Source organism: Rhodobium orientis, from assembly GCF_003258835.1.
GTDB classification, from domain to species: Bacteria; Pseudomonadota; Alphaproteobacteria; order Rhizobiales; family Rhodobiaceae; genus Rhodobium; species Rhodobium orientis.
The window spans coordinates 1-18,341 of the sequence record NZ_NPEV01000010.1 but is presented as its reverse complement, the minus strand read 5'-3'; the positions used below and the strand labels follow the sequence as shown (position 1 = coordinate 18,341).

Here is an 18,341-nt window from a genome sequence, read left to right as displayed (position 1 = left end):
AATCCTGTGGTTCGCTTACCTCTGAGGTGAAACGGGAGGCGACGTGGCCTCCGTGCCGAGAGGAAATGAAAAAATGAAACCTTCAGCAAAATCCATGGTTCTGGCCTGCATGCTGGCGTTGGGGACCTCCGCCGCCAGCGCTGAGACCCTGCGTGTCGGTATGCAGGACGATCCGGACGCACTGGATCCGGCGATCGGCGGAACCTATGCCGGCCGCATCGTGTTCGATGCGATGTGCGACAAGCTCGTCGATATCAACGAGACCCTCGAAATCGTGCCGCAGCTCGCCACAAGCTGGAAATGGAACGACGACAACACCGAACTGACCATGTCCTTGCGTGACGGCGTCACCTTCCAGGACGGCACGCCGTTCAACGCCGAGGCCGTCAAGGCGAACATCGAGCGCATGAAGACGATCGACGAGTCGCGCCGCAAGTCGCAGCTCGCGCCGATCACCGATGTCGAAATCGTCGACGATCACACCATCGTCCTGAAGCTCGACGCGCCGTTCGCGCCGCTCCTGTCGATCCTTACCGACCGCGCCGGCATGATGGTGTCCCCGGCCGTCGCCGGTTCCGCAGACGCGTTCGCCGCCAATCCGGTCTGCTCGGGCCCCTACAAGCTGGTCGATCGCAAGGCGCGCGATTCCATCACGCTCGAAAAGTACGACGGCTACTGGAACGCCGGCGAGATCGGCTACGACACAATCGTCTACGAGATCATCCCGGATTCCACCGTGCGCCTGTCGCGCCTCCAGGCCGGCGATCTGGAAGCCGCCGAGCGCATCGCGCCGACCGACCTGGCAACCGTCCGTTCGGATGACGGCCTGGCGCTGCACACCTCCCCGGGTCTGGCCGTCTCCCACCTCTTCATCAGCCAGAAGGCGGGCGCCGGCGTTCTCGCCGACAATGCGGACCTGCGCCATGCGCTGGAGCTTTCCATCGACCGCAACATCATCAACCAGGTTGCGTTCAACGGCGAGTTCACGGCCGACAACCAGATGATCCCGCCGTCGAGCGCCTTCTACAGCACGTCGCATCCGATGCCGGCGCGCGATCTGGACGCGGCGCGCGAGCTGATCGCCAAGTCGGGCGTAGAAAACCCGACCATCGAGATCACCTACGAGAACTCGCTGACCGATGGCCGCGTTGCCCAGATCATCCAGTCGATGGCGGGCGAGGCGGGCTTCACCGTCAACCTCTTGCCGCTGGAGACCTCGTCGGCGATCGATCGCTACCTGGCGGGCAATTTCGAGCTCTATATCGGCAACTGGAGCGGCCGCGCCGACCCGGATCCGACGCTCTACACCTTCTTCGGCAGCGACGGCAGCCAGAACCTCAACGGCTACAGCAACCCGAAGCTGGACGAGGTGCTGATCGCCGCCCGCAAGGAACTGGACATGGACGCCCGCAAGAAGCTCTATGACGAGGCCGCGGACATCTATCTGGCCGATCTTCCGACCGTTCCGCTCTACCACCCGACGTGGTTTTATGCGGCGCAGGCGAATATCGACGGCATCAAGATCTACCCGGACGGCATCCTGCGCGTCACCGGCTTGAAGCCCGCCGGCGAATAGGCCACCAGATCAGGCCGCATCCGCCTTGCTGCGGGTGCGGCCGCCCATCGGAAACCAGACGAACATGTTGAGCTTCGTACTCCGGCGGCTGCTTGTCGCGATCCCGACCCTCCTGATCGTGTCGGTGTTCGTTTTTCTCCTGCTCAAACTCCTGCCGGGCGATCCCGCGCTGGCGCTCGCCGGCGAGGAGCGCGATCCGCTGGTCATCGAGACCATTCGCGTCAAATACGGGCTCGATCAGCCCCTGCCGGTCCAGTATCTCCGCTGGCTGGGGGGCGTGCTGCAGGGCGATTTCGGCGTCTCGATCCGCACCCGTCTGCCGATCGGCGAGATGATCGTGGAGAAGCTGCCGGTGACGTTGCAGCTCTCGCTGCAGGCGATGATCATCGCCATCCTCATCGGCATCCCCGCCGGCGTCCTGGCGGCGTTCAAGCGGGGCACGCCCGTCGACTATCTGGTGTCGATGCTGGGCCTCGGCGGGCTTTCCATTCCAAGTTTCTGGCTCGGCATCATGCTGATCCTCCTGTTCGCCGTCTCGCTCGGCTGGCTTCCGAGCGGCGGCTATGTCGGCTTCTTCGAGTCGCCGCTTGCCAACCTGCGCTATTCGCTCATGCCCAGCCTGGTGCTCGGCACGGCGGCCGCCGCGATCATCATGCGGCACACCCGGTCGTCGATGATCGCCACGCTGCAACAGGACTACATCCGCACAGCACGCGCCAAGGGCCTCAGGGAATACGTCGTCGTCACGCGCCACGCCCTTCGCAACGGGCTGATCCCGGTGGTCACGACCGCGACGCTGCATCTCGGCCAACTGCTGTCCGGCGCCGTCCTCACCGAACAGGTCTTCGGCATTCCCGGCTTCGGCAAGATGATCGTCGACGGCGTCTTCAGCCGCGATTACGCCGTCGTCCAGGCCGTGGTCCTGTGTGCCGCGGTCATGTTCCTGCTGATGAGCCTGATCGCCGACATCGCCTATGTCATCCTGAGCCCGAGGCTGCGCGCATGACCGATGTGTCCCTCCCGGCGGACCCGGTCGTAGGCGGCGGGCATCGCAAATCGGCCCTCCAGCAGGTTCTTTCGCAGCCCAGTGCCGTGATCGGCGGATCGATTGTCGTCTTCTTCGTGCTGGTCGCCATTTTCGCGCCTCTGCTGTCGCCGTTCGATCCCAATGCGTCGGACTGGCTGGCGATCCGCCAGGCGCCGAGCGCCGTGCATTGGTTCGGGACGGACGATCTGGGGCGCGACATCCTTTCCAGGATCCTGTTCGGCGCGCGTGCCTCGCTGCTGGCCGGCGTCATCGCGGTGGCGATCGCGATCGCGATCGGCGTGCCGCTGGGATTGATCGCCGGCTATTTCGGCGGCCTGCTCGACGCGGTGATATCGCGCTGCACGGACGCGCTGCTGGCCGTTCCGTTCCTCGTTCTGGCGATTGCCCTTGCGGCCTTTCTCGGCGCCAGCCTGCAGAACGCCATGATCGCGATCGGCGTTTCGGCCGTTCCCATCTTCATCCGGCTGACCCGCGGACAGGTGCTGGTGGTCAAGGGCGAGGACTACATCACCGCCGCCCGCGCGGTCGGCGTGCGCGACCGCAACATCATCGTCTCGCATGTGTTTCCGAACGTGCTCGCTCCGGTCGTCGTGCAGGGCACGATCACCATGGCCGTGGCCATCCTTGCCGAGGCCAGCCTCGCCTTTCTCGGCCTCGGCCAGCGCCCGCCCGCGCCGTCCTGGGGCAGCATGCTCGATGTCGCCCGCCAGTTCCTGACCGAAGCTCCGTGGATGGCGGTCTGGCCGGGCCTGGCCATCGTCGCGATCGTGCTCGGATTCAATCTGTTGGGCGACGGATTGAACGATGCCCTCAACCCGCACCGCGACACCGAATAGCCAAAACGCATCGTTGCAGCCTTATGCCGACCCGCGCGGCCGAGGTCCATCAGCGTCAGGCGTTGGTCGCTCGCAATATTCTGGCGGGGCCTTTGCCGGATACGATCTCGGAAAGCGCGTCCAACGCACAGATCAGTCGTCGCTTTGAACGCCACGTGTTCGCGACTTCTGTTCGGGCGGTCACGCGACACCTGCCCTGATCTGTTCCTTGATGGAAAAGTTGAGCACCAGCCCGGCCGGCGTAACCAACAAGGGGCGGCCTTTGAGCCCCTTCGGCAAGATCGCGTGCCGTACGCGCGCATCTTGCCGAAGGGCCCGAACCGGGGATTTCGACCCCCGAAAACCACCTTACCATTCAAGCTGTTAGGAGAGCCGAACGCGGGAAAATGTGAAATGGCGGAGAGGGAGGGATTCGAACCCTCGGAACGCTTGCGCGCTCAACGGTTTTCGAGACCGCCCCGTTCGACCACTCCGGCACCTCTCCGACGGTTAAAAGCAGCGGGGCTTTTGGCAAAACGCGGCGGACCATACACGCAAGTTCTTTCCCGGACAAGCACCGATCCGAGCGCCTCGTCGGCGCTCCATCGGCGCTAGGCCAGCTCCTCCACGGAGCGCCATTCCGGGGCGACGAAATTGACGATCAGCGAGCGGCGGATGCCGTTGATCGGCCGCTTGCGGAAGCCGTGCCAGCTCGTCTCGGAGGGAATGAAGATGAAGCCGATGCCTTTTCCATACGGCGACGTGGCGACGAGGTTGAGGTCGGTGTCGTAGACGTCGGTGCCGGCATCGGCCAGTTCCGGCTCGCCGGAGAGATAGATCAGCATGGTGAACTGCTTGACGGCGATGTCGGTGTGCGGCTCCAGCCAGAAGCCGTCCCTGTCCATGCAGTATTCGATGCGGAGCTGGCCCTGCGACAGGTCGACGTCGCAGGTCGCCTGCAGCGCCGCGACCACCTCTTCGTCGCCGAGGGCGGCGGCAAGGTCGGCGGCGACCGCATGCTCCTTCTGCACCTCCTTGCCGAAGAAGATCCGGGCCTGATTGTTGGCCTCGCGGCGGCCGTCGAAGACGGCGTCCTCGGGCGGGGCGAAGGGCAGGCCGACGATGGCCTCGACGACGTCGTCGGGGATGGTCGCCTCCAGGTGCCAGTGGGGATAGGGTGCGGCCGCACCGTCGGCGGCGGCGAGCGCCGTCAGGAAGGTGCTCTTGATCCTCTGGCTGCGGGCGGTGTCGAGCATGGCAAACATCCTGCCGCGCGGGCGGCTTGTGCGAGCAACCTGGCCGCCGGAGCGACTCAGGAGAACGGATTGAGACGCTTCAGCGCCGCCGACATGCGGTGGCGGGCGAGTTCACGGTTCATCGCCGCTTCGCTGGCGATCCAGTTGAACATGATGTAGCGGCGCCGGCCCTCATAGGGCCTGTGGCCGTGATAGGAATTGTCCGAGCGCCGGAAGGCGACGAGCGTGCCGCCATTGGGCGGAATCTCGACGATGGCGTCGTCGATGTCGTCGGGATTGCGCAGCAGGCGCAGCCGGCCGCCGGATTCCTCCCAGGGCTCGTTCAGATAGAGCAGGCAGGTGACGACCTTGGACTCGGTGTCGGTGTGGATCTTGCCGTCGCTCGCCCGGCAGCGGCCGCGCACGGTGATCATGATCGGCTTGCCGGAAAGGTCGATGTCGAACTTTTCCGACAGGATCTCTTCCAGCTCCGGCGAACGGATCTCCTCGATCAGCTCGGCGAAGGCCGGCCCGTAGGAAAGCTCCGACAGCGGGAAAATGCCGGCATTGCGGATCACCGGAAAATCGGCCTGGACCCGGCACAACGCCGTTTCGGGCAGCGCCTGTGGCACGGCAAAATAACGGAATGGCTCCGTTGCCGCCTGAACGCTGCGGATCAGATGGTAGTTGAGCATCGTTCCGTCTTTCCACGCCCTTGTCGTTTCAAGCCCGAATTGTCGTTTTTTTGGTTTGAATTCTTCTTAAATAGAACCTGCGGCAGATTGCCTTGATATGAATCAAGCGAGAATTGTCGACCCCCCGCGTTGACTTCACGCGCGCGGTCCGTATATTGCGCGGCTTGTGAGCGAAATGGCGGGAAACCGCCCAATGCGCAGCCCGAGGCTCCCGACCATCGAGGTCCTTGAAAAGTCCGCGGATTTTCCGCGGCGCCACAGGGCGCGGCACAGCAGGAATTGAGACAATGTTCGCAGTCATCAAGACCGGCGGCAAGCAGTATCATGTTGCCCCGGAAGACGTCATTCGAATCGAAAAGGTTGCCGGCGATGCCGGCGAGACCGTCACCTTCGGGGAAGTGCTCCTCGTCGGCGGCGATGGCGAGCCGCAGGTCGGCGCGCCGATGGTCGAGGGTGCCAGCGTCACCGGCGAGATCGTCGAGCAGGCGCGGACCCGCAAGATCATCATCTTCAAGAAGCGTCGGCGCAAGAATTCGCGGCGGCGCAACGGTCATCGCCAGCACCAGACCGTGGTGCGGATCACCGACATCCTGACCGCAGGCGCCAAGGCCAAGAAGGCAGCCAAGCCGGCCAAGGAAGAGACCGAAACCGCCAAGCCGGCGACAGCCGACACGGCAGAGGCCGCCCCGGCGGCGAGCGAGTAACCAAGGCCAGAACGAGGAGACTACGCCATGGCACATAAGAAAGCAGGCGGCTCGTCGCGCAACGGCCGCGATACCGCGGGCCGACGCCTCGGCATCAAGAAGTTCGGCGGCGAACACGTCATTCCCGGAAACATCATCGCGCGCCAGCGCGGTACCAAGTGGCATCCGGGCGACAATGTCGGCATGGGCAAGGATCACACCATCTTCGCCACCGTCGAGGGTGTCGTGACCTTCACGTGTAAGGCCAATGGCCGCACCTTCGTGTCGGTCGAGCCGGCCAACGCCGCAGCAGAATAGCCGGAGAAACACTTCGCCGGCGTCCGACGACCCGGCGGAGCAAGCTCCGGAAAGAGATCAGGGGGAGTCGGAAAAACCGGCTCCCCTTTTGTCGTCTCGGGCCGTTTCCCAAGGCGCTTTATCCAAGGAGAGCCAGAGCGCATGCCCTCCCGGCCGCAAGCGACCGGGGTGCAATGGGGAGAGTGCCATGTGCACCGACGACGGACTGGAAGACCTTGAAAGCGAAGACGACCTTCTTTTGACCACCGACCGGCTCGAACTGGCGCCGCCGCGCTTTGAAGACGCCGAAACCATCGCCGCAGTCGTCAACGACCGCCGCATCGCCGAGATGGCGATGTCGATCCCCTACCCCTACGGGGTCGAGGACGCCCATCGCTGGATCGAGGAAAAGGGCGCGCCGCAGCATCCCGCGCTCGGCAAGTACCTGATGTGGACGAAGGGCAAACGCCAACTCGTGGGCGCCTGTGGGATCGTGGAGATCCCGGAGGAGAAGGAAACCCATATCGGCTACTGGATCGGGGTGCCGTTCTGGGGCAAGGGCTTTGCGACCGAGGCCGCGCACCGCATCATCGACCACGCCTTCACGGTGACGGAGATGACCGAGATCTCGGCCGCCTGCCGGGTCACCAATCCGGCCTCGCGCCGGGTGATCGAGAAATGCGGCTTCCAGTTCCGCGCCAACGGCATCATCTATTCGCTGGGTGCCGCAGGCATCGTCAGCGTCGAGCGCTTCGTGCTGGAACGGCCGGTCTGGGCCGCGCTGAAGGCATGGTGAACGATGGCGCCGGCGGCAATGCTCACAGACGGGGCGGCGAATGCGTGCATGTCGCCGCCCGCTACCGTCCGCTTTCTCGCCGCGCCGATAACCGGTTTCCCGTCGCGTCCGACCGGAGTAAACCTTTCCCTCACAGCAAACCCGGATTTTGACCAATGAAGTTCCTCGATCAGGCCAAGGTGTTCGTGCGCTCCGGCGACGGCGGTGCCGGTTCGGTCAGCTTCCGGCGCGAGAAATATGTCGAGTTCGGCGGCCCGGACGGCGGCGACGGCGGGCGCGGCGGCGACGTCATCGTGGAATGCGTCGGCGGCCTCAACACGCTCATCGACTACCGCTTCCGCCAACACTTCAAGGGCAAGACCGGCGGCCACGGCATGGGCCGCAACCGCACCGGCGGCAAGGGCGCGGACGTTATCCTGAAGGTCCCCGTCGGCACACAGATCCTGGCCGAGGACAACGAGACGCTGATCGCCGACATGACGGCGGAGGGCCAGAAATTCGTTCTCGCCCGCGGCGGCAATGGCGGCTTCGGCAACGCCCATTTCAAGTCGTCGACCAACCAGGCGCCGCGGCGCGCCAATCCCGGCCTGGACGGCACGGAGATGTGGGTCTGGCTGCGGCTGAAGCTGATTGCCGATGCCGGCCTCATCGGCCTTCCCAATGCCGGCAAGTCGACCTTCCTGGCCGCGGTTTCCGCCGCCAAGCCGAAGATCGCCGACTATCCGTTCACGACGCTGCACCCCAATCTCGGGGTCGCTGCCGTGGACGGGCGCGAATTCGTGCTCGCCGACATCCCCGGCCTCATCGAGGGCGCCCATGAGGGCGTCGGCATCGGCGACCGGTTCCTCGGCCATGTGGAGCGCTGCCGGGTGCTCCTGCACCTCGTCGACGGCACCGGCGAGGACGTCGTCGAGGCCTACCGGGTCGTGCGCGGCGAGATCGAGGCCTATGCCCACGGGCTCGCCGACAAGCCGGAGGTCGTCGCCCTTTCCAAGATCGACGCGCTCGACGAAGAGACCCGATCCGAACGCATGACGGCGCTTTCCAAGGCGCTCGGGCGGCCGGTGCTGGGCGTTTCCTCCGCGACTGGCGAGAATGTCGAGGCGACCTTGCGCGCCGTCTTCAAGGTGATCGATGCGGCCCGGGCGGAGGAAGCCGAAGAGTCCGTTCCCGCGCCTGCGCCCGATGCCGGAGACTGGCTCAAATGGTGAGAAAGCTGACCGGCTTTAGGCGCATCGTCGTCAAGATCGGCTCCTCGCTTCTGGTCGACACGGCCAAGGGCAATCTGCGTCGGACCTGGCTGGAAAGCCTTGCGGACGACATTTGCGATCTGCACGACGCGGGCGTGGAGCTGGTCATCGTCTCCTCCGGCGCCATCGCCCTCGGGCGGCACCAGCTTCGCCTTCACCCCGGCGAACTCCTGCTGGAAGAAGCCCAGGCGGCCGCGGCCGTCGGCCAGATTTCGCTCGCCCGGGCCTATACCGAGGCGCTGCGCGCGCGCGGCCTCCTTGCCGGCCAGATCCTCTTGACCCCCGGCGATACGGAACAGCGGCGGCGCTATCTCAACGCCCGCCAGACCGTCGACCGGCTGCTCGGCCTTGGTGCCATTCCCGTCGTCAACGAAAACGACACGGTCTCGACGGCCGAAATCCGCTATGGCGACAACGACCGGCTCGCTGCCCGCGTTGCCCTGATGACGAGCGCCGACTGCCTGGTGCTTCTGTCCGACATCGACGGGCTCTATACCGCGCCGCCCGCCCAGCACCCCGACGCGGAGTTCCTTGCCGAGGTGCCGGCGATCACGGCCGAGATCGAGGCGATGGCGGGGGCCGCCGGCTCGGAGCTGTCGCGCGGCGGCATGAAGACCAAGATCGAGGCCGGCCGGATCGCCACCAGCGCCGGCACCTCGATGGTCATTGCCTCCGGCAAGACGCTGCATCCGCTGACCGCGATCTCGTCCGGCGCGCGGGCCACCTGGTTCCCGGCGCCGACCTCGCCGGTGACCTCGCGCAAGAAATGGATCGCCGGTCAGCTCAAGATCGTCGGATCGGTGACCATCGATGCCGGCGCCGTCACGGCCCTTCGCTCCGGCAAGAGCCTGTTGCCGGCCGGCGTCGTTTCCGTCGCCGGCGCCTTTCGCCGCGGCGATGCGGTGATCCTGCGCGATCCCGCCGGCCACGAGGTCGGGCGCGGCCTCATCGCCTATGACCGGGACGATGCGGAACGGCTGGCCGGGCGCAAGAGCGGCGACATCGAAGCGATCCTCGGCTATCGGGGACGCTCGGAGATGATCCATCGGGATGATATGGTCCTACACGGCGAGGAAATCGCCGCAACGGGTGTGAAGTGATGCTTGAGACCGTAACGAAAACCGCGGACGACGTTGCCGCCGTCATGGCCGGGATCGGCGCCAAGGCGCGGGCCGCCTCCCGCATCATGGCCAACGCCCCGAGCGAGCAGAAGAACCGGGCGCTGCGCGCCATGGCGCGGATGGTCCGCTGCTCGGCCGCGCAGGTGCTCGCCGCCAATGCCGAGGACGTCTCGCGGGCGAAGGCCGACGGCATGGCCGCCGCCTTCATCGACCGCCTGAAGCTGACGCCGGAGCGCATCGACGGGATCGCTGCTGGGATCGAGGCGATCGCGGAGCTTGCCGATCCGGTCGGCACCACGCTCGCCTCCTGGGAGCGGCCGAATGGCCTTGCCATCGCGCGCGTGCGCACGCCGCTCGGCGTCATCGGCGTCATCTATGAGAGCCGGCCGAACGTCACCGCCGATGCCGGGGCGCTGTGCCTGAAGGCCGGCAATGCGGTGATCCTGCGCGGCGGATCGGATTCCTTTGCCTCCTCGCGGGCGATCCATGGCTGCCTGACGCGGGGCCTCCTGGAAGCCGGACTGCCGGAGGATGCGATCCAGATCGTGCCGACCCGCGACCGCGCCGCCGTCGGCGAAATGCTTGCGGGGCTCTCCGGCAATCTCGACGTCATCGTGCCGCGCGGCGGCAAGAGCCTCGTTGCCCGGGTGCAGGAAGAGGCGCGCGTGCCGGTGTTCGCGCATCTGGAAGGCATCTGCCACGTCTATATCCACGAGGCCGCCGACCTTGCCATGGCGCGCGCCATCGTCGTCAACGCCAAGATGCGCCGCACCGGCATCTGCGGGGCGGCCGAAACCCTGCTCATCGACCGGTCCGTCGTCGCCAGCCACCTCCCCGCCATCGTCGCCGACCTCAAAGCCGCCGGCTGCGCGGTGCGCGGCGACGCGGAAGCGTGCTCTGCCGTCGATGGCATCGAGGCAGCCAGCGAGGCCGACTGGTCGGCGGAGTATCTCGACGCGATCATTTCCGTAAGGGTCGTCGGCGGCATCGACGCAGCGATGGCCCATATCGCCCGCTACGGCTCCAGCCATACAGAGAGCATCGTCACCGACGATGCAGCGGCGGCGGAAAAGTTCCTGGCGGAGGTGGATTCGGCGATCGTCATGCACAACGCCTCGACCCAGTTCGCCGATGGCGGCGAATTCGGCATGGGCGCGGAGATCGGCATTGCCACGGGCCGCATGCATGCCCGCGGGCCGGTCGGTGTCGAACAGCTCACCAGCTTCAAGTACCGCGTGCGCGGCAGCGGGCAGGTCCGCCCGTGACGGCGCGCCCGGTGCTGGCCAGCCTGTGATGCTCCGCCCGTGATCGATCTCGCCGAGGCCCATTCCCTTTTCCAGGTGCCGCCGGGCGATGCCGGACTGACGGTCGGGCTGTTCGGCGGCTCCTTCAACCCGCCCCATGACGGCCATTTCCACGTCGCGCTGACGGCGCTGAGGCGGCTCGGCCTTCACCGCATCTGGTGGCTGGTGACCCCCGGCAATCCGCTGAAGGACCACAGCGAGCTGGAGGCGCTGGAGGCGCGGGTCGCCGCCGTGCGCAGGCTCGCCGACCATCCGCGCTTCACCGTCACGGCGTTCGAGGCGACCGAGGGCCTTTCCTATTCGGCCGACACCATCGCCTTCCTCAAGCGGCGCCGGCCGGGCGTGCGCTTCGTCTGGGTGATGGGCGCCGACAACCTTGCCGGCTTCCACCGCTGGCAGTTCTGGCGCCAGATCGTCGAGACCCTGCCGATCGCCATCGTCGACCGGCCGGGCGCATCGCTGTCGCCGCTTTCCGCGCCGATGGCCGAGGTCTACCGCCACGCCCGCGTCGCCGAGGAAGAGGCCGGGGATTTCGCGTGTCGCCCGGCGCCGGCCTGGACCTTCCTGCACGCTCCGCTCAACCCGCTGTCCTCCACCCTCTTGCGCCAGCACGGGCCGATGCGGCAGGACGCGTGAGGCGAATCGCCGGCACGCTTTTCCCCTTGCCGCGGGAGCGCGCGAGACCCGGATTCTTACGGAATCGATGGCGTCTTGAAATCGTCACCCCGAAACGCTTATTTTATACGCGAGACTGAGGCATGGTTGCAGGCAGTCTCGAAGCACCGGCAAGACCGCCGGTGCCGTAACCGGTATCGCATGGCGAGAGGAAAAATCCCTGAGCATGATGCTTGACGGCGAGGCCGCGATGACTCGCGCGCCCGAAGCGCCGCTTGGCCGTACGCATGACACCGTGCGGGAAGCGCTGGAGACCGTTCTCAAGAGCCTGGAAGACTCCAAGGCCGAGGACATCAACCCCATCGACATCACCGGAAAGTCCGCACTGGCCGACCACATGGTCGTCGCCTCCGGGCGGTCGCATCGCCACGTGGGGGCGATCGCCGACCACCTTCTGCGCGACCTGAAGACGGCCGGCTTCGGCACCGCCAAGGTCGAGGGCCTGCCGCATTGCGACTGGGTCCTGATCGATACCGGCGACGTCATTATCCACATCTTCCGCCCCGAAGTCCGGGCGTTCTACAATCTGGAAAAGATGTGGGCGGCCGACGTGCCGACGAACGACCGGTATTTCGTCTAAGGGCAGCAACCGCTCTCAAAAGAGCGATCGACCGCCCGACGGACGGATCCGCCTGACCAGGTGACGGGCGGACCGATACGTCGTTGAGCGAATACGCGGCGGACAGGGCCGGTTTCCGGCTCCTCCGCCGAAAGAGGGATTATGCGCATTCTCGTTGCGGCCGTCGGCCGGCTGAAGGCCGGCGCCGAGAGCCAGCTTGTCGAACGCTATGCCGGGCGCACGGCAAAGAGCGGCCGCAACCTCGGCATCACCCGCTTCGACCTCCAGGAAATCGCCGAATCGCGCGCCCGCTCGGCCGCTGAGCGCGCCGCCGAGGAGGCGGCAGCGCTCGCCGGGTCCATTTCGCCGGGTGCCGTGGTCGTGGCGCTCGACGAGACCGGCAAGACCATGACCAGCCGCGCCTTTGCCGACTGGCTGGCGACGACCCGCGACGGCGGCGCGCCGGAAATCGCCTTCGTCCTCGGCGGACCGGACGGCCACGGGCCGGAGCTGCTTGCCCGCGCCGAGCTCAAGCTCGCGCTCGGGGCGATGACCTGGCCGCACCAGATCGCCCGCGTGCTCCTCCTCGAACAGCTCTACCGGGCGACGACGATTCTGGCCGGCCACCCCTATCATCGCGAATAAGTGATCCCGCAAAGGACGGCGACGGCCTTCGCGCCGGGACGCCCGGAGGATATGGAAGAGGCGACGGCTCCGTCGCCTGCCGCCGATATCCGCCCCGTTGAGGGCGGGATCGGGCGGCCGCGGCCCGGAAATAACCATGATTGGAAGGAACACTTGCCGCCGCTGACGGGCTTTCCCATCTTCGGCGGCATGGTTGACGGATCGTTAACGGCTTGCCGCCTAACCTTAACGGTCTCATAACGGCATTGGAATCTCACTTGGCAGCACCCGTGTCCGCTCCGGCCGGCCGCACCTCCCTGATCGGGCTCCTCAGCCTGGCGCTTGTCGCCGGTGCCGGGTTCGTCGCGGCGCCGGATGCCATGGCAAAGGCCGAGGAAGAGGTAGCGGTCACCGCCGACGAGGCGACGCCGGAAGCGGTTGCCGAGATCGCCGCGCGCAAGACCGCGCGCGAGGAGGAACTGGCCGCGCTGACCCGCGACATGGAGATTTCCGGCGACCGGCAGGAGACGATCGCGCGCGAGATCGCCGAACTGGACCAGGACCGGGCAAGCCTCAATGCCGCCCTCATCCGCACTGCGGAACGCGTCCACCGCCTCGAGACGGCGCTCGCCGAAAGCGAGGAGCGCTATGAGCGGCTCGGCGGCAACGAGGACGAGGTGCGGCTGTCGCTGTCCAAGCGCCGGGCGGTGCTTGCCGAGGTGCTTGCGGCGCTGGAGCGGATCGGCCAGAAGCCGCCGCCGGCGCTGGCGGTGCGGCCGGAAGACGCACTTGCGGCCGTCAGGAGCGCGATTCTCCTCGGCGGCGTGCTGCCCGAACTTCGCCTGGAAGCCGAGGCGCTGGCCGGCGACCTGGCCGAACTGACCGCGCTCAAGCGGCAGATGGCGGCGGAGCGCGATCGGCTCGCCGGCGATGCGCGGCGGCTGGCCGAGGAGCGGGCGCGGCTCGGCGTGCTGCTGGCCGACAAGAAGGCGCGCTTCCGGGCCCGCAACGAGGCACTCGCCGCGGAAAAGAAGAAGGCCGAGGAACTGGCCGCCAAGGCGACGTCCCTGAAGGACCTAGTCGCCGGCCTGGAAAAGGAAATCGCGTCGGCCCGCGAAGCGGCGGAAGCCGCGGCCAGGGCCGCGAGGGAGCGGGAAGAAAAGGGCGAGGAGGCGGTCGCCGATGCCAGCGCCAACCGGCTCGCCCCGGCCGTTGCCTTCATTAAAACCAAGGGACACCTGTCGCTGCCGGCACGCGGCGCGGTGCTGAGGCGCTACGGCGACGACGACGGCATCGGCGGGGAGTCCATGGGCGTGTCGGTCTCGACGCGTCCGCGGGCGCGGATCGTCGCCCCTGTGGACGGCTGGGTCGTCTATGGCGGCCCGTTCCGCAGCTACGGTCAACTCTTGATCCTAAATGCGGGCGACGGCTATCATATTCTCCTGGCTGGCATGGAAACGATCGACGTGGAACTGGGCCAGTTCGTTCTGGCCGGCGAGCCGATCGCGGTAATGGGGACACAGCGTCTGGCCAGCGCGGCGACGCTTGACATTGGTTCAACCCAGCCAGTCCTCTACATAGAGTTTCGCAAGGACGGCAAGGCAATCGATTCGGCCCCGTGGTGGGTCGATATGGAAAATCAAAAGGTCGACGGATGATTCGTAAAGTCTCTCTCCTGATGGTCGGTGCGCTGCTCGGCGCTGCAGTCGCGGTGACCCTGTCGCCGACGAGGATCGTCTTCGGCAGTTCCGCTAATGCCGCAGCCTCCGACACCTATCGGCAGCTTCAGCTCTTCGGCGACGTCTTCGAGCGCGTGCGCTCCGACTATGTCGAGGTTCCCGAGGACACCAAGCTGGTGGAATCGGCGATCAACGGCATGCTGACGGCGCTCGATCCCCATTCCAGCTACATGTCGCCGAAATCCTTCCGCGACATGCAGGTGCAGACCCGCGGCGAGTTCGGCGGCCTCGGCATCGAGGTCACCATGGAGGACGGCGTCGTCAAGGTGGTGGCGCCGATCGACGGCACCCCGGCCCACAAGGCCGGCATCCTCGCCAACGACCTGATCACCCATCTCGACGGTGAACAGGTGCGCGGCCTGACGCTGGCCCAGGCGGTGGAGAAGATGCGCGGTCCGGTCAACACCGACCTGACGCTGACGGTGATCCGCAAGGGCGCGAGCGAGCCTTTGAAGATCACCATCACCCGCGACATCATCCGCATCCGCTCGGTGCGCAACCGGATCGAGGACGACGATACCGGCTACATCCGCATCACCCAGTTCAACGAGCAGACCTTCGACGGCCTGCGCGAGGCGGTCGACGAGATCACCGAGAAGGTGGGCGAAGACAAGCTGAAGGGTTTCGTCATCGACCTGCGCAACAATCCGGGCGGGCTCCTGGACCAGGCGATCGCGGTTTCCGACAGCTTCCTCGACCGCGGAGAGATCGTTTCCACGCGCGGCCGCAATGCCGAGGAAACCCGGCGCTACAACGCCCGCTCCGGCGACCTGGCCAAGGGCAAGCCGGTGATCGTCCTGATCAATGGCGGCTCGGCCTCGGCCTCGGAAATCGTTGCCGGCGCGCTGCAGGACCACCGGCGGGCCACCGTGCTCGGCACACGGTCGTTCGGCAAGGGCTCGGTGCAGACCATCATTCCGCTCGGCTCCAACGGCGCCATCCGGCTGACCACGGCGCGCTACTACACGCCGGCCGGCCGCTCGATCCAGGCCAAGGGCATCGATCCCGACATCGAGATCCTGCAGGAGGTTCCGGACGAGCTGAAGGGCCGTACGGAAACCAAGGGCGAAGCGGGCCTGCGCGGCCACCTCACCTCCGAGGAGGGCGAGGACAAGGAAGCGGTCGCCGCGTCCCAGGCCTATGTGCCGCCGGACCCGAAGGACGATGCGCAGCTTTCCTACGCCCTGGAGCTCCTGCGCGGGCTGCAGCAGAACAGCGCCTTCCCGCCGGACCCGAACGCGGGTATCCCGAACTAACGAAGAGGTCCCGGGAGGCGGCCGAGAGCGGGCCGCCTCCCCCGATCCGTATCCAGCGGGCCTCAAGCACGCGACGTTTGATCTGATTTTTCCGGTGCTTTTGCCGCTCGGTTTCGCGCGTGTCCTGGTCCGCAACCCGCTTCCGGGAGACATATCTCGGGGCGTTTTGGCAAAAAATTAACCAAGTTTTTGGATAAGAAATCGTCTCGAAACAATGGACTAGAGCATCTCAAATAAACCGAAACATGCTTTAGGCGGCGGACGATCATGGCAGCGGATAACCTGACCGCACCCTTGGGCGCAAAACCCAAAGCGGACCGCAAGAAGCGCCGCTTCCCCTTCGGTCTCCTCGCCTTCGCCCTGTTCCTGATCGTCGGCTCGACGGTCACCGCATGGCTGTCGCTGGTCGACGATCCCCATGGCGGCGAGCCGGTGGCGACCGTCGACATCGCACCGACCCTCAACAAATCGCCATCCGCCACCGTCGATGTGGTCGACATCCCCAAGGAGCCGCCGGCGCCGGGCGACGGGACCGCGGACGACACGGGCGATGCCGCGACTTTGGGCGACGGCTCGGTGATCACGGCGATCGAGGCGCCGGGAGAGAACGTCGCCGCCGCGGAACCCGAGGTCGGACCGGACGGCGCGCTCTCCACCCAGCCGATCCCGAAACTCATGGAGCAGGGCCGCAACGGACCCCTGCCGCGGCGCTCGGTCGACGGCAGCCGGCCCTTCGATCTTTATTCCGCGCCGATTTCGCCGAACCTGAAGAACGCGCCGCAGATCGCCATCATCGTCGGCGACCTCGGGCTGTCCCAGACCGGCACCCAGGCGGCGCTGAAAAAGCTGCCGAAGGAAACTACGCTCGCCTTCGCGCCCTATGGCGGCAGCCTCGACCGGTGGATGCAGAAGGCCCGCACCGGCGGCCACGAGCTTCTCTTGCAGGTGCCGCTGGAGCCGTTCGACTTCCCGGACAACGACCCCGGTCCGCACACGCTTCTGACCTCGCTGGCGCCATCGGAAAACCTCGCCCGGCTGCGCTGGGTGCTGTCGCGCCTGACCAACTATGTGGGCGTCGTCAACTATATGGGCGCCCGGTTCACCGCCGACCCGAAGGCGCTGGCGTTCTTCATGGAAGACGTCGGCCGGCGCGGCCTGATGTATCTCGACGACGGCACCTCGCCGCGCAGCCTCGCCCAGAGCATCGCCCACGCCACCCGCACGCCGTTCGCCAAGAGCGAGGTCGTGATCGACGCCTCGCCGGCGGCGGCCGACATCGATACCCGGCTGCTGGAGCTTGAGACCATTGCGCGAACCAACGGCACCGGCGTCGGCGTCGCCTCGGCGCTGCCGGTGACGGTGGAGCGGATTTCGGAATGGGCGAAATCGCTGGAAAGCCGGGGGGTGGTTCTGGTACCGATCTCCGCAGTGGTGCGCCGGCGCGAGCGCTGACCGCCTCTCCCCGTCCCTGCGGCGCCCCGCGCCGCTGCCTGCCCGTTCCCGGAACCCGCCTAAAGCATGTTGCGTTTTTCCTGAAACACACAACATGCTTTAGGTCTTTGTTTTGACGCGATTTCTTATCCAAAAAGTCTGTCAACTTTTTGGGAAAGCGCTTTAGAGGATCAGAAGCCATGGTCGCCAAGGACGATCTTCCCTACCGCCCCTGTGTCGGCGTCGTGCTGTTCAACGGCGAGGGCCTCGTGTGGGCCGGCGAGCGCCGGTTCGAGCCCGACGATGCGGAGGGCGCCGGCTACTGGTGGCAATTCCCGCAAGGCGGCATCGACAAGAACGAGGACCCGGCCGAGGCGGCAAAGCGCGAGCTCTTCGAAGAGACCAGCATCCGCTCCGCCGAGATCATCGGCGAGACCGAGGGCTGGCTCACCTACGACCTGCCGGACGAGATGATCGGGGTTGCCTGGAAGGGCCGCTACCGGGGCCAGAAGCAGAAATGGTTCGCCATGCGCTTCACCGGTCCGGACTCGGAAATCGACGTCGACAATCCGGGCGACGACCACAAGCCGGAATTCAGCACCTGGCGCTGGGAGCGCCTGGAGCGCCTCCCTGACCTGATCGTGCCGTTCAAGCGCGACGTCTACGTCGAGGTCGTCGCAGCGTTCAAGCACCTGGCGGCGACGTAGGCCTTCTCGCCCACGAAAAAACGCGGGCACCGGGGCCCGCGTTTCTCCAAATCATCAACGGGTCTTTCAAGACCCACCGCCCGGGTCAGCGGCAGAAGCGCTGCCTGCCCGGGGCGTAGAAATAGTAGCCGGTGTCCGGGTTGAAGGTCCGGTACTTGGACGAGCAGTAGTCGTACCAGGCCGGCGACCACGGCTTCGGGCCGGCGCCGCCATAGCCGACATCTGCGGCGCGGTTCATGCAGCGATTGTAGACCCGGCGATAGACGCGGTCCCACTGGATCGACGAGCGTCCGGCACCGCCGACCGCGCCTGCGCCGCCGCCGATGGCAGCACCCCGGGCCGCGCCGCGTCCGCCGCCGATGATGCCGCCGATAATGGCGCCGCCGACCGCACCGGCCGCAGCGCCGCCAACCACGTTACCGCCGGTCGGAACGCGGTCGTTTGCCGCCGCGCGGGCGCGGGCGTCGCATCGGGCGTGCTGGGCAAATGCCTCTGTCGACAAGGACATGGCTGCGGCGATGGCCATCGCC

Annotated in this window: 19 protein-coding genes and 1 tRNA gene; 16 read left to right on the top strand and 4 right to left on the bottom strand. The window is 66.5% G+C overall.

The annotated features are described in order from the left end of the window. The first annotated feature begins 73 nt into the window (after positions 1–73). From CH339_RS06710 to CH339_RS06700, 3 genes are all read left to right on the top strand, one after another. Positions 74–1,576, top strand: coding sequence for an ABC transporter substrate-binding protein (locus CH339_RS06710; RefSeq protein WP_111433565.1), 1,503 nt, complete (start codon positions 74–76; stop codon positions 1,574–1,576). Positions 1,577–1,640: 64 nt separating this feature from the next. Continuing rightward, on the top strand, positions 1,641–2,582 hold the full coding sequence (locus CH339_RS06705; protein WP_111433649.1) for an ABC transporter permease: 942 nt from the start codon (positions 1,641–1,643) through the stop codon (positions 2,580–2,582). Beyond that, entirely contained in the window at positions 2,579–3,460 is an 882-nt protein-coding gene (locus CH339_RS06700) for an ABC transporter permease (RefSeq protein WP_111433564.1), read from the top strand. The genes CH339_RS06705 and CH339_RS06700 overlap by 4 nt, the downstream gene beginning before the upstream one ends. Before the next feature lie 394 nt (positions 3,461–3,854). Here CH339_RS06700 and CH339_RS06695 read toward each other — a convergent pair. The 3 genes from CH339_RS06695 to CH339_RS06685 all read right to left on the bottom strand — a co-directional run bounded on the left by CH339_RS06695 (position 3,855) and on the right by CH339_RS06685 (position 5,369). Next, positions 3,855–3,944, bottom strand: a tRNA-Ser gene (locus CH339_RS06695). 106 nt (positions 3,945–4,050) lie between these two features. Beyond that, positions 4,051–4,695: a 2OG-Fe(II) oxygenase gene (locus tag CH339_RS06690; protein WP_111433648.1), complete on the bottom strand. Its 645-nt coding sequence runs from the start codon at positions 4,693–4,695 to the stop codon at positions 4,051–4,053. Between the two features lie 56 nt (positions 4,696–4,751). Then, positions 4,752–5,369 carry a 2OG-Fe(II) oxygenase gene (locus CH339_RS06685; RefSeq protein ID WP_111433563.1) on the bottom strand — a complete coding sequence of 206 codons (618 nt, stop codon included), beginning with the start codon at positions 5,367–5,369 and terminating at the stop codon, positions 4,752–4,754. Positions 5,370–5,656: 287 nt separating this feature from the next. Between CH339_RS06685 and rplU the strand changes: the two genes are divergently transcribed. The 13 genes from rplU to CH339_RS06615 all read left to right on the top strand — a co-directional run bounded on the left by rplU (position 5,657) and on the right by CH339_RS06615 (position 17,811). Further along, positions 5,657–6,073 (top strand): 50S ribosomal protein L21, encoded by a 417-nt coding sequence (gene rplU, locus CH339_RS06680; protein WP_111433562.1) that lies wholly within the window; start codon positions 5,657–5,659, stop codon positions 6,071–6,073. A gap of 27 nt (positions 6,074–6,100) precedes the next feature. Beyond that, positions 6,101–6,370: a 50S ribosomal protein L27 gene (rpmA, locus tag CH339_RS06675; protein WP_111433561.1), complete on the top strand. Its 270-nt coding sequence runs from the start codon at positions 6,101–6,103 to the stop codon at positions 6,368–6,370. A 187-nt stretch (positions 6,371–6,557) separates the two neighbouring features. Further along, positions 6,558–7,145: a GNAT family N-acetyltransferase gene (locus CH339_RS06670; RefSeq protein WP_111433560.1), complete on the top strand. Its 588-nt coding sequence runs from the start codon at positions 6,558–6,560 to the stop codon at positions 7,143–7,145. 155 nt (positions 7,146–7,300) lie between these two features. Beyond that, the gene (obgE, locus tag CH339_RS06665) at positions 7,301–8,356 is read left to right on the top strand and encodes a GTPase ObgE (RefSeq protein WP_111433559.1); all 1,056 of its coding nucleotides are present in this window, start codon (positions 7,301–7,303) and stop codon (positions 8,354–8,356) included. After that, the gene (gene proB / locus CH339_RS06660; RefSeq protein ID WP_111433558.1) at positions 8,350–9,495 is read left to right on the top strand and encodes a glutamate 5-kinase; all 1,146 of its coding nucleotides are present in this window, start codon (positions 8,350–8,352) and stop codon (positions 9,493–9,495) included. The genes obgE and proB overlap by 7 nt, the downstream gene beginning before the upstream one ends. Further along, positions 9,495–10,781 (top strand): glutamate-5-semialdehyde dehydrogenase, encoded by a 1,287-nt coding sequence (locus tag CH339_RS06655; RefSeq protein ID WP_111433557.1) that lies wholly within the window; start codon positions 9,495–9,497, stop codon positions 10,779–10,781. The genes proB and CH339_RS06655 overlap by 1 nt, the downstream gene beginning before the upstream one ends. 39 nt (positions 10,782–10,820) lie before the next feature. Next, entirely contained in the window at positions 10,821–11,456 is a 636-nt protein-coding gene (locus CH339_RS06650; RefSeq protein WP_245408108.1) for a nicotinate-nucleotide adenylyltransferase, read from the top strand. A gap of 229 nt (positions 11,457–11,685) precedes the next feature. Continuing rightward, positions 11,686–12,075, top strand: coding sequence for a ribosome silencing factor (rsfS, locus tag CH339_RS06645; protein ID WP_111433646.1), 390 nt, complete (start codon positions 11,686–11,688; stop codon positions 12,073–12,075). A 141-nt stretch (positions 12,076–12,216) separates the two neighbouring features. Continuing rightward, on the top strand, positions 12,217–12,699 hold the full coding sequence (rlmH, locus tag CH339_RS06640; protein ID WP_111433556.1) for a 23S rRNA (pseudouridine(1915)-N(3))-methyltransferase RlmH: 483 nt from the start codon (positions 12,217–12,219) through the stop codon (positions 12,697–12,699). A gap of 257 nt (positions 12,700–12,956) precedes the next feature. After that, positions 12,957–14,336 (top strand): murein hydrolase activator EnvC family protein, encoded by a 1,380-nt coding sequence (locus tag CH339_RS06630; RefSeq protein ID WP_244669071.1) that lies wholly within the window; start codon positions 12,957–12,959, stop codon positions 14,334–14,336. Then, positions 14,333–15,673 carry a S41 family peptidase gene (locus CH339_RS06625; protein ID WP_184443341.1) on the top strand — a complete coding sequence of 447 codons (1,341 nt, stop codon included), beginning with the start codon at positions 14,333–14,335 and terminating at the stop codon, positions 15,671–15,673. Before CH339_RS06630 ends, CH339_RS06625 begins: the two co-directional genes overlap by 4 nt. Positions 15,674–15,940: 267 nt before the next feature. After that, positions 15,941–17,125 (top strand): divergent polysaccharide deacetylase family protein, encoded by a 1,185-nt coding sequence (locus tag CH339_RS06620; protein ID WP_111433554.1) that lies wholly within the window; start codon positions 15,941–15,943, stop codon positions 17,123–17,125. Positions 17,126–17,304: 179 nt separating this feature from the next. Next, positions 17,305–17,811, top strand: a complete 507-nt coding sequence (locus CH339_RS06615; RefSeq protein ID WP_111433553.1) for an RNA pyrophosphohydrolase — start codon at positions 17,305–17,307, stop codon at positions 17,809–17,811. An 85-nt stretch (positions 17,812–17,896) separates the two neighbouring features. On the opposite strand, the gene CH339_RS06610 is transcribed toward CH339_RS06615, so the two are convergent. Further along, positions 17,897–18,341, bottom strand: a 445-nt coding sequence (locus tag CH339_RS06610) for a BA14K family protein (protein WP_210207371.1), incomplete at its 5' end; no start/stop codon positions are given.

Bases quoted from the DNA above. Each gene is read 5' to 3' on its own strand.
- CH339_RS06710 (WP_111433565.1), top strand. From the start codon at position 74: ATGAAACCTTCAGCAAAATCCATGGTTCTGGCCTGCATGCTGGCGTTG.
- CH339_RS06705 (WP_111433649.1), top strand. From the start codon at position 1,641: ATGTTGAGCTTCGTACTCCGGCGGCTGCTTGTCGCGATCCCGACCCTC.
- CH339_RS06700 (WP_111433564.1), top strand. From the start codon at position 2,579: ATGACCGATGTGTCCCTCCCGGCGGACCCGGTCGTAGGCGGCGGGCAT.
- CH339_RS06690 (WP_111433648.1), bottom strand. From the start codon at position 4,695: ATGCTCGACACCGCCCGCAGCCAGAGGATCAAGAGCACCTTCCTGACG.
- CH339_RS06685 (WP_111433563.1), bottom strand. From the start codon at position 5,369: ATGCTCAACTACCATCTGATCCGCAGCGTTCAGGCGGCAACGGAGCCA.
- rplU (WP_111433562.1), top strand. From the start codon at position 5,657: ATGTTCGCAGTCATCAAGACCGGCGGCAAGCAGTATCATGTTGCCCCG.
- rpmA (WP_111433561.1), top strand. From the start codon at position 6,101: ATGGCACATAAGAAAGCAGGCGGCTCGTCGCGCAACGGCCGCGATACC.
- CH339_RS06670 (WP_111433560.1), top strand. From the start codon at position 6,558: ATGTGCACCGACGACGGACTGGAAGACCTTGAAAGCGAAGACGACCTT.
- obgE (WP_111433559.1), top strand. From the start codon at position 7,301: ATGAAGTTCCTCGATCAGGCCAAGGTGTTCGTGCGCTCCGGCGACGGC.
- proB (WP_111433558.1), top strand. From the start codon at position 8,350: ATGGTGAGAAAGCTGACCGGCTTTAGGCGCATCGTCGTCAAGATCGGC.
- CH339_RS06655 (WP_111433557.1), top strand. From the start codon at position 9,495: ATGCTTGAGACCGTAACGAAAACCGCGGACGACGTTGCCGCCGTCATG.
- rsfS (WP_111433646.1), top strand. From the start codon at position 11,686: ATGACTCGCGCGCCCGAAGCGCCGCTTGGCCGTACGCATGACACCGTG.
- rlmH (WP_111433556.1), top strand. From the start codon at position 12,217: ATGCGCATTCTCGTTGCGGCCGTCGGCCGGCTGAAGGCCGGCGCCGAG.
- CH339_RS06625 (WP_184443341.1), top strand. From the start codon at position 14,333: ATGATTCGTAAAGTCTCTCTCCTGATGGTCGGTGCGCTGCTCGGCGCT.
- CH339_RS06620 (WP_111433554.1), top strand. From the start codon at position 15,941: ATGGCAGCGGATAACCTGACCGCACCCTTGGGCGCAAAACCCAAAGCG.
- CH339_RS06615 (WP_111433553.1), top strand. From the start codon at position 17,305: ATGGTCGCCAAGGACGATCTTCCCTACCGCCCCTGTGTCGGCGTCGTG.